At 55.9% G+C, this 13,974-nt stretch carries 18 protein-coding genes and 1 tRNA gene; all 19 read left to right on the top strand.

The features are described from left to right. The first annotated feature begins 242 nt into the window (after nt 1–242). Complete coding sequence (der, locus tag O9H32_RS13775) at nt 243–1,565, top strand: ribosome biogenesis GTPase Der (protein WP_269866685.1); 1,323 nt, start codon at nt 243–245, stop codon at nt 1,563–1,565. Between the two features lie 13 nt (nt 1,566–1,578). Beyond that, on the top strand, nt 1,579–2,178 hold the full coding sequence (plsY, locus tag O9H32_RS13770; protein ID WP_269866684.1) for a glycerol-3-phosphate 1-O-acyltransferase PlsY: 600 nt from the start codon (nt 1,579–1,581) through the stop codon (nt 2,176–2,178). A gap of 25 nt (nt 2,179–2,203) precedes the next feature. Beyond that, on the top strand, nt 2,204–3,250 hold the full coding sequence (locus tag O9H32_RS13765; RefSeq protein ID WP_269866683.1) for an NAD(P)H-dependent glycerol-3-phosphate dehydrogenase: 1,047 nt from the start codon (nt 2,204–2,206) through the stop codon (nt 3,248–3,250). Between the two features lie 112 nt (nt 3,251–3,362). Next, the gene (locus O9H32_RS13760; protein ID WP_269866682.1) at nt 3,363–3,644 is read left to right on the top strand and encodes a stage VI sporulation protein F; all 282 of its coding nucleotides are present in this window, start codon (nt 3,363–3,365) and stop codon (nt 3,642–3,644) included. Between the two features lie 116 nt (nt 3,645–3,760). Beyond that, nucleotides 3,761–3,940 carry a DUF2768 family protein gene (locus tag O9H32_RS13755; RefSeq protein ID WP_269866681.1) on the top strand — a complete coding sequence of 60 codons (180 nt, stop codon included), beginning with the start codon at nt 3,761–3,763 and terminating at the stop codon, nt 3,938–3,940. Between the two features lie 17 nt (nt 3,941–3,957). Next, nucleotides 3,958–4,251: a 2Fe-2S iron-sulfur cluster-binding protein gene (locus O9H32_RS13750; protein WP_269866680.1), complete on the top strand. Its 294-nt coding sequence runs from the start codon at nt 3,958–3,960 to the stop codon at nt 4,249–4,251. Nucleotides 4,252–4,313: 62 nt separating this feature from the next. Further along, entirely contained in the window at nt 4,314–4,952 is a 639-nt protein-coding gene (locus tag O9H32_RS13745) for a nucleotidyltransferase family protein (RefSeq protein WP_269866679.1), read from the top strand. Further along, entirely contained in the window at nt 4,949–5,299 is a 351-nt protein-coding gene (locus O9H32_RS13740; RefSeq protein ID WP_269866678.1) for a 2Fe-2S iron-sulfur cluster-binding protein, read from the top strand. The genes O9H32_RS13745 and O9H32_RS13740 overlap by 4 nt, the downstream gene beginning before the upstream one ends. Beyond that, entirely contained in the window at nt 5,299–6,027 is a 729-nt protein-coding gene (locus O9H32_RS13735) for a hypothetical protein (protein ID WP_269866677.1), read from the top strand. The genes O9H32_RS13740 and O9H32_RS13735 overlap by 1 nt, the downstream gene beginning before the upstream one ends. Nucleotides 6,028–6,288: 261 nt before the next feature. Continuing rightward, complete coding sequence (gene spoIVA, locus O9H32_RS13730) at nt 6,289–7,767, top strand: stage IV sporulation protein A (protein ID WP_269866676.1); 1,479 nt, start codon at nt 6,289–6,291, stop codon at nt 7,765–7,767. A gap of 237 nt (nt 7,768–8,004) precedes the next feature. After that, nucleotides 8,005–8,277 carry an HU family DNA-binding protein gene (locus O9H32_RS13725; RefSeq protein ID WP_269866675.1) on the top strand — a complete coding sequence of 91 codons (273 nt, stop codon included), beginning with the start codon at nt 8,005–8,007 and terminating at the stop codon, nt 8,275–8,277. Nucleotides 8,278–8,506: 229 nt separating this feature from the next. Continuing rightward, a tRNA-Pro gene (locus O9H32_RS13720) sits at nt 8,507–8,583 on the top strand. Between the two features lie 142 nt (nt 8,584–8,725). After that, nucleotides 8,726–8,947, top strand: a complete 222-nt coding sequence (gene mtrB / locus O9H32_RS13715) for a trp RNA-binding attenuation protein MtrB (RefSeq protein ID WP_269866674.1) — start codon at nt 8,726–8,728, stop codon at nt 8,945–8,947. A gap of 118 nt (nt 8,948–9,065) precedes the next feature. Beyond that, entirely contained in the window at nt 9,066–9,587 is a 522-nt protein-coding gene (locus tag O9H32_RS13710; protein ID WP_269866673.1) for a hypothetical protein, read from the top strand. A gap of 87 nt (nt 9,588–9,674) precedes the next feature. Beyond that, entirely contained in the window at nt 9,675–10,541 is an 867-nt protein-coding gene (locus O9H32_RS13705; protein ID WP_269866672.1) for a heptaprenyl diphosphate synthase component 1, read from the top strand. Between the two features lie 15 nt (nt 10,542–10,556). Beyond that, on the top strand, nt 10,557–11,315 hold the full coding sequence (locus tag O9H32_RS13700; RefSeq protein WP_269866671.1) for a demethylmenaquinone methyltransferase: 759 nt from the start codon (nt 10,557–10,559) through the stop codon (nt 11,313–11,315). Nucleotides 11,316–11,321: 6 nt separating this feature from the next. Continuing rightward, nucleotides 11,322–12,194: a UbiA-like polyprenyltransferase gene (locus O9H32_RS13695; protein WP_269866670.1), complete on the top strand. Its 873-nt coding sequence runs from the start codon at nt 11,322–11,324 to the stop codon at nt 12,192–12,194. Then, entirely contained in the window at nt 12,191–12,793 is a 603-nt protein-coding gene (locus tag O9H32_RS13690; RefSeq protein WP_269866669.1) for a UbiX family flavin prenyltransferase, read from the top strand. The genes O9H32_RS13695 and O9H32_RS13690 overlap by 4 nt, the downstream gene beginning before the upstream one ends. Before the next feature lie 66 nt (nt 12,794–12,859). Next, nucleotides 12,860–13,834, top strand: a complete 975-nt coding sequence (locus O9H32_RS13685; RefSeq protein ID WP_269866668.1) for a polyprenyl synthetase family protein — start codon at nt 12,860–12,862, stop codon at nt 13,832–13,834. Nucleotides 13,835–13,974: the final 140 nt, after the last annotated feature.

Below are 13,974 nucleotides of genomic sequence, written 5' to 3'. Positions count from 1 at the left end.
TTTGGTATAATGGCGTAGCCTGAGCGGCCTCAGCGAGAATTGTGGAACCGCCGAGCCCGCCGGATAGGCAGTGTAGGAGAAGAAGTGCCCCACAGCGGTGCCGCATTGACCGAGTACCTGGTTTCCGTCCGTTTTGCTCCTAACGAGCTCCTTCGCGGATGCGGCAGGTACTTTATTTGTTGAATGGGCTGAAGCTGCCGCCCTGGGGGTCGTTTCACCAGAGAGAGAAAGGAATGAAGCACATGGCAAGGCCCGTTATTGCAATTGTCGGCCGCCCGAATGTGGGCAAATCTACGATATTCAACCGGATCATCGGTGATAAGCTGGCGATTGTAGAAGATAAACCCGGTGTGACCCGGGACCGTTTATATGGCAAAGGCGAGTGGCTGGATCAGGAGTTCAGCGTCATCGATACCGGAGGTATCGAAATTGAGGGGGATGACCATATTCTCCGTTCGGTCCGCGTTCAGGCGGAGCTTGCGATCGAAGAATCGGACGTCATCGTCTTCATGGTGGATGCCAAGGCCGGCGTTACTCCAGCCGACAGCGAAGTCGCCCAGATCCTGTTCCGCTCGCAGAAACCTGTCGTAGTCGCTGTCAATAAGGTGGATAACCTGCAGCGTGCCGACGACATCTATGAGTTCTATTCCATGGGCTTCGGCGAGATTGTGGGCATATCCGGTGCTCACGGCACAGGCATCGGCGACCTGCTTGAAGAGGTCGTGAAGCACTTCCCGGATACGGTGGAGGAAGAGTATGGGGAAGATGTGATCCGAGTCGCCCTGATCGGCCGTCCGAACGTAGGCAAGTCATCGCTCGTGAACGCGATCCTGGGCGAAGAACGCGTCATCGTCAGCGATCTGGCCGGAACGACGCGCGATGCCATCGACACCCCGTTCGAGAAGGACGGACAGAAGTACGTCATTATCGATACGGCAGGGATGCGCAAGCGCGGCAAGGTATACGAGAACACGGAGAAATACAGCGTTATGCGCGCCATGAAGGCGATCGAACGCGCGGATGTCGTTCTCGTGGTGATCGACGGCGAGGTCGGCATCATCGAGCAGGACAAACACGTGGCGGGCTATGCCCACGAAGCGGGTAAGGCAGCGGTGTTCGTCGTGAACAAGTGGGATGCGGTCGAGAAAGACGAGAAAACCATGCACCAGTTCGAGCAGAAGATCCGCGACCATTTCCTCTTCATGACCTACGCGCCGGTCGTATTCCTCTCCGCGAAGACGAAGCAGCGTCTGCATAAGCTGCTGCCGGTAGTGAACACGGTATCGGAAGCCCATGCCATGCGGATTCCGACTCATGTGCTCAACGACGTCATCTCGGATGCCGTGGCGATCAACCCTCCTCCGACGGACAAGGGACGTCGTATGCGGATCAACTATGCCACGCAGGTGGCGGTCAAGCCGCCTACGATCATCTTCTTCGTTAACGATCCGGAGCTCATGCACTTCTCTTACCAGCGTTACCTGGATAACAAGATCCGGGCGGCCTTTGGCTTCGAGGGCACCCCGCTTCGTCTGTTCACGCGGCGCAAATCGGAAGAAGAATAGGGGCGAAGGAATCGTGACAAGCTGGTTGTCGCTGCTGATCGGGTATTTGCTCGGCTCGATCAGCTTCAGCTTCTTGGCGGGCAAGCTGCTTAAGGGGATCGATATCCGCCAGCACGGAAGCGGCAATGCGGGAGCGACCAATACGCTGCGGGTGCTCGGCAAAGGGCCGGGGATCGCAGTCCTGCTGCTTGACGTGCTCAAAGGGATCGCCGCCGTATGGCTAGGCCACGTGCTCAGCGGCGGAGATACTCTGATCATGGTACTCGCCGGGGTGTCCGTCATCATCGGGCACAATTGGCCGGTATTTTTTGGGTTTAAGGGCGGCAAAGGGATCGCTACGACGATCGGCGTTATGGCTACGCTTGCTTTTCTGCCCTCCTTGTACGCCGGCTTGATCGCGATTGTGACCATCCTCATCACACGGTACGTTTCCCTGGGTTCCCTGCTGTTTACGGCATTTCTTCCACTATTTATTTGGGGAATGGGACGCTCCGTTGAAGTGCTGGTACTCAGCTTGCTCCTGTTTGTCTTTGCCTGGGTGAAGCACCGGACCAATATTGTGAAGCTGCTGCAAGGCAAGGAGAACAAGCTGGGAGCCAAAAAACCGTCATAACTTTGTGTACATAGGGGGCCCGAACATGTCCAATTCCACGAAAGTCGCCGTGCTTGTGGCCGGCAGCTGGGGCACGGCGATCGCCTCGGTCCTGGCAGCCAACGGTCATGAGGTACTGCTCTGGTCCCGCAATGAGGAACAAGTACAAGAGATCAATACACAGCATGTCAACCGCCGCTTCCTGGGGGAGGCGGTGCTCTCCGAACGCATCCGCGCGACCGTCTCGATGGAAGAGGCGGCCCAAGGGGCCAAGGCGGTCTTCATCGTAGCTCCTTCCTCCGCCATGCGGGAGATTGCAGCTTCCCTGCGTCCCCATCTCGGGGTGGGTACGATTGTCGTGCACGCCACCAAAGGGTTCGAGACCGGGACGCTGAAGCGGATGAGCGAGGTGCTGGCCGATGAGCTGCTGCCGCTGGATCCAACCCGCATTGTCGTCCTCTCGGGACCGAGCCATGCGGAGGAAGTCATTCAGCAGTGTCCTACGACCGTAGTGGTCGCTTCGCAGGATAAGGAGGCGGCCAAGGCGGCGCAGGCGCTGCTCACTAACTCTTACTTCCGGGTGTACACAACGCCGGACGTGGTGGGCATTGAAGTCGGCGGTGCGCTCAAGAATATTATCGCACTGGGAGCGGGATTGTCTGACGGCTTGGGCTTTGGCGACAATGCCAAGGCGGCGCTCATGACCCGCGGACTTGCGGAGATCGGCAGGCTGGGCGTAGCCATGGGGGCCAATACACTCACATTTGCCGGTCTTGCCGGGGTCGGCGACCTCGTCGTCACCTGCACGAGCAAGCACAGCCGCAACTGGCGGGCGGGCTCGATGCTGGCCCAGGGACTGTCGCTCAGCGAAGTGCTCAGCCGGATGGGTATGGTCGTCGAGGGCGTCAAGACGACGCAGGCGGCTCATAAGCTCTCGCGGCAGTACGGCATTGAGATGCCGATTACCGACGAGTTGTATCTGCTCCTCTTCGAGGGGAAGGATCCGCGCTCCGTGGTAGAGGATCTTATGGGGCGCGACCCGACCCACGAATCGGTGCAGGTCGCCGAATCTACCGGGGACGGCTGGAACTGAGGAGGGCATGCGCCTACACGCCCGGTCCTCTTCCCACATATACTGACTTAGACTTACCGCAGCAGCCGCATTTGGCGGCTTCGCATGAGGGTCCGGGGAGGATTGAGGGAAGATGTCTGGCAATAAGAACATGCCCAAGGACGTTTTGAACGTAGTGAAGAAGAAGACCGGCAAGAACGTGTCCGAGAAGGATATCTATAAACTGGCGAGCGGCGTGAAGCCTACTACAGTGCAGAGCGATGCGCAGCTGAAGCAGCTCATCAAGCAGGTATCCAGCCTCGTGAACGTTCCGGTGTCCGATCAGACGATGAACGAATTGATTCAGGCCATCAAGTCGAGCAAGATGAACACGAGCAATATGGAACAGCTGATGAAGATGATCATGAAGAAGTAAGAGGTTACAATTCCGTGGCATAAGCGGCCGGAAGGCGCGCTTGTGCTTTTTTTGTGATATGATGGAGAATAAGAGCTTTACGACTTTACGAATCAGAGATACAGGGGTTGGAACTTATGTCGCCGCTTGACAAAATGTGGGCATCTTTTATTGCGATCGGCTTGATGGTAGCTGCTTCGCTATTGATTTCATTCGCGAGATCCCGGACCCAGGGAGCCCTTCGGTTCATTCTGTCGCTGGTCGCTTTCCTGATGTTCATTCCGATTCTGCTTTATATGTTCGCATCATTGCTGTGAGGAGAGAAGCCAGACCTATGTTAACATTGAAAGGAAAACGGGGAACGAAGACCGTGAGCCTGGTCACCGGGTTCACGATTGTGGATATGGCGCTGAAGGCCGAGGTGGAATGGGGATTCTCATGCCTGCGGGGGACATGCTCCAGATGCCGGTGCCAGGTGCAGGAAGGAGCAGAGTTCCTGAATGCGCCTACGGATGAGGAGCTGGACAATCTGGGGGAGGACGAGCTGGAGCAGGGATTCCGGCTTGGCTGCCAGGCCGCGATTCGAAGCGAGGGCGATGTTACCGTCGCGCACAAGCCTTATTTCTGACAGACTTTGAATGACCGATTCATGCATCAAGCGCAACTTCAAGAGTAAGGGTGTAGCCGTTCATGAGACAAAACGATACCGATATATATTCCCGGGTGGAGGGTCCGCTGAGTCTTGCCCTGCAGGAGATTGGGGCTAGAAGCAGAGGGCTCGGCGCCTCTTGGCTGATCGGAGGAAGCACGGGGCTGCTGCTGCAGGACGTTCCGCTGGCAGCTCCGCCCCGGGACCTCGACCTCTATGCGGACAAGGAGGCTGCGGCTCTGCTCCATCAAGCGCTGCTGCCTTGGTCTACGGACTTGCAGGAGGAGAGCGAGACGGGGATGTACCGCTCGATCCTCAGCCATTATGAGATTGCAGGAGTGGCTGTCGAGCTCGTCGGGGCCTTCGAGGTCCGTACTGCTGTGAGCCGGTACTGTGTGGAAGCGGATTACCTGCGCGCGAAGCATGCCCTTCTGTTGGACATCGGGCAGGGGATCGAGACGGCGCTTATGCCCTTGGCACATGAGCTGCTGTTCAATCTGCTGCGCGGCCGGCCGGACCGGTATGAAGCGATCGCTGCCGTTCTGCGCAGCCGACAGGATCCGAGAGAGCTTGCAGCGCTGTCGGACCTGCTGTCACGGAACTGGTTCGGCACAGAGGCTGCCGCTTATTGCCGGGCCGTGCTGGGCCGGATTCCTTGGAATGGAGAGGCAGGGGGATGAGCATGAATGCGGAAGTGACTTTCCTGCCGGACGGCAAGAAGGTAACGGTAAGGCCGGGTACCAGTCTTTTGGATGCTTCCCGGCGGGCCCGGGTGACCATCCGGACCCGGTGTGACGGGAAAGCGGCCTGCCTGATGTGCAAGGTGCGTATACCGGAAGGATTAGAATCCGGACTGGCGGAGCCCGGCAAGAATGAACGTTTGAAGCTGGGCGGCCAAGAGAAAGAAGGGTTCCGTCTGGCATGCCAAGCCAAAGTAACGGGAACCGTCAGCGTCGAGATTCCCGAAGATCCGCTGAAGGCGGCGATCCGCAAACAACTCGAGAAAGGGCAGGAGGAGGACTGGTAATGAACTATCCGGTAAGACTGGGGGCGCTGCTCCTGCTCTGCGTGCTGCTCAGCGGCTGTCTCTATCCCAAGGAGATGCGAAAGCAGAATCAGGCGGCCAGCGGCGAGTACCTCCCTGTCGTGCAGAATGCGATCGACGAGTATAAAGCCAAGACCGGTGTTCTCCCTATTAAGAACAGCACGGAGACGACGCCGCATTATGAGAAATACCCGATTGACTTTAAGAAGCTCGAGGGGCGTTACTTGAGCGAGGTACCCTCCAACGCGTTCGAGAAGGGGGGGACCGCTACCTACGTTCTCGTGGACGTGGAGACGAAGCCTACCGTCAAAATGATGGACATCCCTTCGTTCCAGCATGTCCTCGAGCTTCAACGGGATGTGGATTCGTACAAAATCCAAAACGGTGCCCTGCCGTTCGGTGAAGCTTCCGCTCCGGGGTTCTACCAGATTGATTACGGCAAGCTGAACCGGGCGCAGCTGGAGGTGCCCAGCGTCTACACCCGCTCGATGCTGCTGCCGCTCCTCTTGACCGAAGGCGGCGAAGTCGTGATCGACTACGCGCCGGAGATCATGCGGCTGATCGACAAGAAGGGGCTTCAGAGCCAGCTCGACAGCCGGCAGGACCTTCGGGAGCTGCTGGTCCAGGAATCGTACTTTGTGCCGGCAAGATCGGCTCCGTACCGGTGGCAGGACGGCAGTCCTGTCCCGAGCGGGACGCTTCACGACTAACCGTTATTTGAGTCTACGCTCTATCATCCGGGGTCCGGGTGGTAGAGTTTTTTATTATAGATATTGAATATCCTCCGCTTCCCGCTCATATAGTTGTTTGGGATGAGTCAAGGGCGTGTGGGACGAAGTAGCGCTGCGGAAGGGCAGAGAAAAAGATATTTGTGGCGGCCGGCATCATAATTCGCTGTGTCATACATATATTTGTACTAGTCCAAAGCATGTACGAGTTTCGTCTTAAACAACCTGTAGGAGGGATTCTCATTGGAGAAAGTAGATATCTTTAAGGACATTGCAGAGCGTACTGGCGGGGATATTTACCTGGGGGTCGTTGGAGCGGTCCGTACGGGAAAATCGACATTCATCAAGCGCTTTATGGAATCGGTGGTGCTGCCGAACATTCAGAACGAAGCCGACCGGGTCCGCGCTACTGACGAGCTTCCGCAGAGTGCGGCCGGACGGACGATCATGACGACGGAGCCGAAATTCGTACCGAATAATGCAGTGCAGCTGCATGTGGCTGAAGGACTGAACGTCAATGTCAGACTGGTAGACTGTGTAGGGTATGTCATCGAGGGGGCCAAAGGATACGAAGACGAGAGCGGGCCTAGGATGATCAATACGCCTTGGTTCGACGAAGCGATCCCATTCCAGGAAGCGGCGGAGATTGGCACGCGCAAGGTCATCCAGGAACACGCTACGCTGGGCGTGGTGATTACGACCGATGGCTCGATCGCCGAAATTCCGCGGGCATCCTACGTGGATGCCGAAGACCGGATTATCGGCGAGCTGAAGGAGGTCGGCAAGCCGTTCATCGTCATTGTCAACTCCACCAAGCCGCAGAGCGATGCGGTGGCAGAGCTGCGCAGCGAGCTGCAGGCCAAACACGATGTGCCTGTCGTAGCGATGAGTGTGGCGAACATGAACGAAGATGACATGACATCCGTTCTGCGGGAGGTGCTCTACGAATTCCCGGTACATGAAGTCAACGTCAACCTTCCAAGCTGGGTCATGGTGCTGGAAGAGAACCACTGGCTCCGCTCTTCCTTTGAGAACTCCGTACGCGAGACTGTGCAGGATATCCGCAGACTTCGCGATGTCGACCGGGTAGTAGGATCCTTCGAGGAATACGAGTTCATCGATAAAGCGGCGCTGGCCGGCATGAACATGGGGCAGGGTGTAGCGGAGATCGATCTGTATGCACCCGACGAGCTGTACGACCGCATCCTGATGGAAGTGGTCGGCGTAGAGATCCGGGGCAAGGATCATCTGCTGCAGCTGATGCAGGAGTTCACGCATGCGAAGCGGGAGTATGACCACTTTGCGGAAGCGCTCGAGATGGTGAAGACGACGGGCTACGGCATCGCGCCTCCTACGCTGGCGGAGATGGCCCTCGACGAGCCGGAATTGATCCGGCAGGGCGCACGATTCGGCGTCCGGCTGAAAGCGACTGCGCCATCGATCCACATGATCCGGGTCGATGTGGAATCCGAATTCTCGCCGATCATCGGCACCGAGAAGCAGAGCGAAGAGCTCGTGCGCTATCTCATGCAGGACTTCGAGGACAACCCGCTGAAGATCTGGGAATCCGATATCTTCGGCCGTTCCCTTCATTCGATCGTCCGCGAAGGCATCCAAGGCAAGCTGGCGATGATGCCGGACAATGCCCGATACAAGCTGCAGGAGACGCTTGGCCGGATTATCAACGAAGGCTCGGGCGGTTTGATCGCCATCATTTTGTAAGAAGCCGATTTTCGACAAAGAGAGATAAATTCGAACAAATTTGGCGCTAAATCGTGACGATTTGCGAAAATGCACTCCAGCGGGTGCATTTTTTTGCGTTCTGACTTGAAAAAGCGTTAGTCCTGTATTACTATAATCTTGATTTGACTGGCGAAAACCCTGATTCCATGTATATTTTTCGGTGAAACAGCCAACAAAGGAAATAACAGCATCCTATCAGCAGGGGAGGTGAATTCCATGAATAAATCCGATTTGATCAACAAGGTGTCCGAATCCGCTGAACTGTCCAAGAAAGATGCTACGAAAGCGGTTGAGGCCGTATTCGAGGCGATCTCCGAAGCGCTGCAGGGCGGGGACAAAGTCCAATTGGTCGGCTTCGGCAACTTCGAAGTTCGTGAGCGTTCCGCCCGTAAAGGCCGCAACCCGCAAACCGGCGAAGAGATCGAAATCCCTTCGAGCAAAATTCCTGCCTTCAAACCAGGCAAGGCACTCAAGGACGGCATTCAGTAATCTTGGCACTTCATCTACATAAGAGCTCCGGCTCCCAAATAGATCGTACGGAACAAAGGCACTTGGCCCCTGCGGGGACCGGGTGTTTTTTTTAATATACGGGGAGAAGTATTGCAGGAAGAAGATAGGGCGTGCTATAATAAATTTCGCCAAAGCAATCAGCATACCATACATAATCTTCCTGTATCATGGACACATCGTATGCCAATGCATGGCACCCGTACGAATTCGGGGTATGGCGCAGTCTGGTAGCGCGCACCCTTGGGGTGGGTGAGGCCGTGGGTTCGAATCCCGCTACTCCGACCATGAGAGAGACACCGTCGAATCGGTGTCTTTTTCTTTTGCAGGAGGCACGGTACCCCTACGCGTTCCAAGTTGACAGGGCGGGCATTTTTTTGCATGATGAAGAGGAGCTTGGGCTTGCACAGAGAACGGAGGAATGAACGATATGGAACCGAATCAGAATGATTATATTGTCATCAAAGCCAAGGAGAACGGCGTTCAGGTGATCGGTCTGACCCGGGGGCAGGATACCCGTTTCCATCATACGGAAAAGCTGGATAAGGGCGAAGTGATGATTTGCCAATTCACCGAGCATACATCGGCTATCAAAATCCGCGGCAAGGCTTCCGTAATGACGAAGGTGGGCAGCGTCGACACGCAGGAATAATTTTTCGGAGAGGCGCAGGCATAGCCTGCTTTTTTTCGTTGTACAATGATAAGGACAGGGTCATCGCGAGAGAGGTTGCAGATCTCCCAAATCGGTCAAGGAAGGAAGCGTTCCTGGAGTGAAATGGGCTCCCCGTGTCTTTATCATTACGGCCGTTTCGGTGGCCGTTGCCATGCTGCTGGCTTATGTTTCGAAACTGGATCAGACCGCTGCCGTATTCCGCTCGAGCGGGGCCAGGCCGGTTACGGAAGCGACGATCGTGGATGTCGTATCCGGGATGAAGCTGCATCTGCGGATCCGCCGGGTGGAGGTCAGCCACGCGATCGTCTCGGTTGACCTGCTGGCCGCGAGGTCGACGGAGAAGGCGGACATGCTCCAAGACCTCTACGAAATCCCGAAGGTGCTGTTCGGCGCATCGACCAACATCAACCAAGTACTCGTCCGTGTGCTGGACGGCTCCCAAGATAAAGAAGGCTCGCAGGGACCTTTAATCGCCACAGATGCCCGCCGGGAGAAATGGCTTCCGAACGAGCCGAAACTTCATCCCATGAGTACGGAAGAGATCCAGCAGTATCTCGAGACGCATTACCGGACCACCTATACCCCTAAGTGGCAGGAGCGGGACAGACAGAAAAGCTGACGTGAAAACAATGCGAAACAAATCCTGTTGTGCTATAATAGTTTGGATTGGAGAACAGAGATTTGTTTACGGTTCGGAGGCTTACATATGACTACTTATCGGATTCCGGAGATCGCCAAGCATTATTTGGACTACGACATGATCCAGAAGCATACGGACCTGCCGCTGTTCCCTGAGTTTCGAACCCGGCTGCTGTATGCTTTTCTCAATAATCACGGCACCCTCGCCGGTTACAGCGAGCTGTATGCCTTGGTGACGTCGCTGGTCCAGCTCGGGCTCGATACGCATGATATGGTCAGCGTGACCAATGATGTCAAGGAGCAGAAGGCGGCACGGTCCCGTCAGTTGAAAGTCCTGGCAGGCGACTACTTCTCCTCGCGCTTTTACCATCTGCTCTCCCATGCTGGCCGTATCGATCTTATCGGAATCTTATCCGCCGCGATCTGCGAAGCGAACCGGCTCAAAATGGATTTGTATCTCAGGATGAAGGGACCGGGGATGACGGCGGAGGATTATATTGCGCAGTCCGTGGAAGCGAAAATCCAGGTGTTCCTATCCTTTACGGAGCTGCTTGATGAGAGCCCGGAGAAAGGCATTTGGCCACGCATGCTGCGCTTCTTTACGCGCTGTGAATTGCTTTTGCAGGAAATCTCCCGCTCCTTATCATCCCAGCAGTACCGGGAAAGCTGGGGTTTTTGGCATGTGTTGCAAGTCGGCTCGAGGGAAGAGCAGAAGCTGCTGCGTCTGGACCGGCCGGATCCGGCTAAGGTTCGGGCGATCTGGTTAAAGTACCATGTGACATCACAGCTGTATGCCCTGCTCGAAGCCTGCATGAAAGAACTGCAGGATGCCGTTCAGGCCATGGAATCCAGCTCTCTGCAGGAAGAAATGTTCGCGATCGGCGAACCGATCCGGCATTACTTGTCTGCTCCGCGGGCAACGCAGGAAGTGTAGGGGTGACATTAACGTATGCAAAGTACATCCGGGAACAAGTCCCAGGGAAAAAACAAAGAACAATTCGTTCATTCCGTCTTCGAGAGCATCGCGCCGAAGTATGATCTCATGAACGACATCCTGAGTTTCCGCCGGCACAAAGCCTGGAGAAACTTTACGATGAAGAAGATGAATGTCCGGCCCGGCAGCACGGCTATCGATATCTGCTGCGGAACTTGCGATTGGACGATCTCGCTTGCGGAAGCTTCGGGCAGCGGGGCGATGGTAGGGCTTGATTTCTCGCAGAATATGCTGGATGTGGGCGCGGACAAAATCGAACACCTCGGACTGGACAAGCAGATCCGTCTTATCCGCGGCAATGCAATGGAGCTGCCGTTCGAAGACAATACTTTCGATTATGCGACCATTGGTTTCGCACTGCGCAATGTGCCGGACCTCGTTAAGGTCATCGAGGAAATGCAGCGCGTGGTCAAACCGGGGGGGCTGGTGGTCTCGCTGGAACTGTCGAAGCCCACATGGCAGCCGTTCAAAGGCATCTACTACTTCTACTTCCAGCGGGTCTTGCCGCTCCTCGGCAAGCTGATCGCCAAAAGTTACGAGCAGTACAAATGGCTTCCGGAATCTTTGATTCAATTTCCGGATCATAAGCAGCTCGCGGACATTTTCCGCAGGACCGGACTGAGCGGAGTGGAAGCCTATCCGCTGACCGGGGGAATCGCAGCTCTTCATACCGGGCGCAAACCGGCAGCGACCACTGCATCCAAGGGAGATTGAACCGTTATGTGGAGAAAGACCCGAATTTTCATGGAAATGATCAAAATCGAACACACCTTGTTCGCACTGCCGTTCGCCTTCATGGGAGCTCTTCTGGGTTCAGTGGTCGTTGACGGCGTACTGCCGTCATGGGCCACAATCGGCTGGATTCTGCTGGCCATGGTGGGGGCAAGAAGCGCAGCGATGGGGCTGAACCGTGTCGTGGATAAAGTCTTCGATGCGAAGAACCCGCGTACCGCGATGCGGGCGATTCCCGCCGGCCTGATTTCTTCCAAAGAAGCCATTATTTTTATTATCATCTCGTTTCTGTTATTGTTCTACGCAGCCTTTCATCTGAGTCCTCTGGCGGTGAAGCTGCTGCCGGTCGCGGTATTCTTTCTGGTATTCTACTCTTACACCAAACGCTTCACATGGGCATGCCATCTGATCCTCGGCATGACTGTAGCTCTTGCTCCGCTCGGAGGTTGGGTAGCCGTAACCGGCGAATTCTCACTGGCTGCGCTGGTGTTTTATGTGGCCATCATATTTTGGCTGGCGGGCTTCGATATCATCTATGCGTGCCAGGACGTGGACTTCGACCGCAAAGAGGGACTGCATTCGATTCCAAGCCGCTTCGGTGTCGTGAAGGCGCTGAAGATCGCCCGTTGGTTCCATATCGTTACCGCGGCCGGGTTGATCAGCCTGTTTTTCCTAACGGAGTTGACTTGGGTATATCTTCTGGGAATACTTGTCTCATACGCTCTGCTCATGTATGAGCATTTTATCGTCAAGCCGGACGATCTCAGCCGGGTCAATACAGCCTTCTTCACGATGAACAGCACACTGAGCATCGCCGTCTTCGCCTTCACCTTGATCGACCTGGCGGTGCACGTGGGATGAGCAAGCCGTGGGTGGTCGGCATTACCGGCGCCAGCGGTGCCGCCTATGGCGTAAGGCTCTGCAGGTATCTGCTGGAAATCGGCGAGCATGTCCACTTGATCGTCACGGACGCGGGGTGGCGCGTGCTGAAGGAAGAGCTCGGGTGGGATACCTCACGCCGCCCGGAGACGCTGGAGAAGCAGTTCTCCCTCGGGTCCGGACAAGGGACGCTCGACTATGTGCCGAACGGGGATATCGGAGCCAAGACGGCCAGCGGTTCCTTCCGTACCAAGGGCATGATCGTAGTCCCCTGCTCGATGGGGACCCTGTCAGGAATAGCGAGCGGAGCGTCGGATAACCTTCTTGAGCGGACAGCGGATGTGATGCTGAAGGAAGGACGCAAGCTCATTTTGGTGCCGAGGGAAACGCCGCTGCATGCGATCCATCTGGAGAATATGCTCAAGCTGGCGAAGCTTGGCGTCCGGATCATTCCGGCCATGCCTGCATTTTATCAAGGGCCTCAGACCATGGATGATTTGATTGATTTTATGGTGGGTAAAGTATTGGATTGTATGGAAATCGAGCACGAGCTTTACCGAAGATGGGGGACGCCTCACTAGAATAGGGAAGCCGGTATAGTCCGGCAGCCCTACGGATCAACGATAAAACACAGTACGGGTGACGGAATGAAACTGCTTGATTTATATGCAAAACTGAAGAAAGATATCAGCTTCATTGAGAAGGAGCTCGAGCGCAGCATTGATGTGGATCATCCCCTGCTGCGCGAAGCGTCCCTGCACCTTCTCAAAGCCGGAGGAAAGCGGATTCGCCCGGTCATCGTGCTGCTTGGCGCCAAGTTCGGTACCTACGATCTCGCCAAGATCAAGCACGTGGCGGTACCTCTGGAGCTGATTCATATGGCGTCGCTCGTACATGATGACGTGATCGATGATGCCCAGACCCGCCGCGGGCAGCTCACGGTCCGCTCCAAGTGGGATAACCGGATCGCCATGTACACGGGGGATTATATCTTCGCGAAAGCGCTGAGCATCGTGACGAAGCTGCCGGACCCGGCCATACATAAAGTCATGTCGAACGCACTCGTCGAGATGAGCATCGGAGAGATGGAGCAGATCCGCTTTTTCTTCCACCCGGAGCAGCGGGTAAGGGATTACTTGCTGCGTATCAAGCGCAAGACGGCCCTTCTGCTTGCCGTCTCCTGTCAGCTCGGGGCCATGGCCGCCGGGGCCTCGCAGAGCGATGCCCGGAAGCTGTACAACTTCGGCTACTACGTCGGCATGGCGTTCCAGATCGGGGACGATCTGCTCGATATTTGCGGAACCGAGAAAGTGATCGGCAAACCCCCCGGCAGCGATATCAAGCAGGGGAACATCACGATCCCCGTCATTTTTGCTCTGCAGAACCCGCAGCTCCGGCCGCACCTGCAGGAAGAACTGGCCCGCATCGAGGCTTGCGACGGACAAACCGATGTGCGTGGTTTTCTGGATATCATCCGCGCCAGCGACGGCATCACGCGTGCCGAGCGGATGGCTTCGACCTACATAGACAAAGCGATCCGCTCTTTGGACGGATTGCCGAACATCCAAGCGAAGAAAGATTTGGTGAGCATAGCTCATTTCGTGGGGAATCGCTCTTATTGAGGAGAGAGGGTTCGAAATGGCGTGCCTGGATCGCTTGACGCCCTAACGGGACAAGCTGCTGCTTCACCGCCTTTGAACTCTCTGGAGGCACGTCTTTTCGAAAGATCTCTCCCAATAAGTGGATTATATAGTAGTGTTGA

The organism is Paenibacillus caseinilyticus (assembly GCF_027533645.1).
GTDB lineage: Bacteria > Bacillota > Bacilli > Paenibacillales > NBRC-103111 > Paenibacillus_G > Paenibacillus_G caseinilyticus.
The sequence above is the reverse complement of the archived record's forward strand: the minus strand, read 5'-3'. Positions and strand labels throughout refer to the sequence as shown.